The sequence below is a fragment of the Helicobacter sp. MIT 14-3879 genome, assembly GCF_003364125.1.
The window spans coordinates 1-1,459 of record NZ_NXLP01000147.1; the positions used below are offsets into that span (position 1 = coordinate 1).

2 protein-coding genes are annotated in these 1,459 nt (G+C 32.0%); both read right to left on the reverse strand.

The genetic code is table 11. From position 1 onward, the window contains the following. Positions 1–447 (reverse strand): BspA family leucine-rich repeat surface protein (locus CQA44_RS12025; protein WP_258865049.1); only part of this gene is annotated, 447 nt, incomplete at its 3' end. A gap of 109 nt (positions 448–556) precedes the next feature. Further along, on the reverse strand, positions 557–1,459 hold a 903-nt coding region (locus tag CQA44_RS12030; RefSeq protein ID WP_220272165.1), incomplete at its 5' end, for a BspA family leucine-rich repeat surface protein.

A 1,459-nucleotide genomic window follows, 5' to 3' on the forward strand; every position in this document is an offset into this window, starting at 1 on the left:
ATTTTGATTAAAAGCTTCTGCTTTATAAAACATACTCACCATATTTTCTACTTTGCCTGTGTCCCAAGATTCTATCCCACTAAAGTCTTGTCTTTTTACGGGATTCTTGCAAGAATAGATGATAAAATCTATATCTACCTTATTGTTTTTTAAAGCTTCTTTTTTACTCTCGCTTGCATTCATAGCTCCTTTGCAGAAATCATCACTAACATTTGCAAAGAGAAAGCTCATATCGGTAATCTTTGAAGTGTCAATTTCATCTAGTTTTATGCTCTCAATTTCTTTGCCATTTAACATTTCTTTTTTATTGAGGAGTTCTATTAATTCTTTTTTTGTCTGTGGGTGATATTTACTAGGTTTTGCATTAGCAAAAACTTGCATACCCACACAAGCACTAAGCAAAAAGGCAGTTAAAAGAATCTTTATAGTTGTAGTGAGACTTTTCATTTTGTGTTCTCCTTATATTGTGTTTTTCGTGTTTCCTTAATAAATTGTATTTCCCTTAATAAAATGTATTTTCGCTATAAATTGCTTCTTTATTTTACTATTTTAAAAGTTATTTTGACATTTCTTCAAGCCGTTTTTCCCACCACTTTGGTGGATTATCTCGCAGGGGGGAATCTTTAAATATATCGTCCATATTTTCAACATTACTCACATTCCAAGAATCTAAGGGCTGATTAAAGCTCTTTGCTCCATTAAACATCCACTCCATATTTTTTACATTACTCACATTCCAAGAATCTAGGGATTGATTAAAGGAACTTGCTTGATAAAACATCCACTCCATACTTTCAACATTACTCACATTCCAAGAATCTAAGGGTTGATTAAAAGAACTTGCAAAAGCAAACATATAACTCATATCTTTTACCTTACTCACATTCCATTTATCTAGGGGTTGATTAAAAGATTCTGCCCTATTAAACATACTCCACATATTCTCTACCTTACTCACATTCCAAGAATTTAGGGGTTGATTAAAGCTCTTTGCTTCATTAAACATACTAATCATATATTTTACATTGCTTACATTCCATTTATCTAGGGGTTGATTAAAAGATTCTGCTCCTTCAAACATACTCCACATATCTCTCACATTGCTTACATTCCAAGAATTTAGTGGTTGATTGAAAGATTCTGCTCCTTCAAACATACTCTGCATATCTCTCACATTGCTGACATCCCAAGATTCTATCCCGCTAAAGTCTTTTCTTTTTACAGGATTCTTACAAGAATAAATCATAGAATCTACATTTAATCCAGCTTTTTTTACATTTTCTCTTTCACTCTCGCTTGCATTCATAGCTCCTTTGCAGAAATCATCACTAACATTTGCAAAGAGAAAGCTCATATCGGTAATCTTTGAAGTGTCAATTTCATCTAGTTTTATGCTCTCAATTTCTTTGCCATTTAACATTTCTTTTTTATTGAGGAGTTCTATTAATTCTTTTTTTGT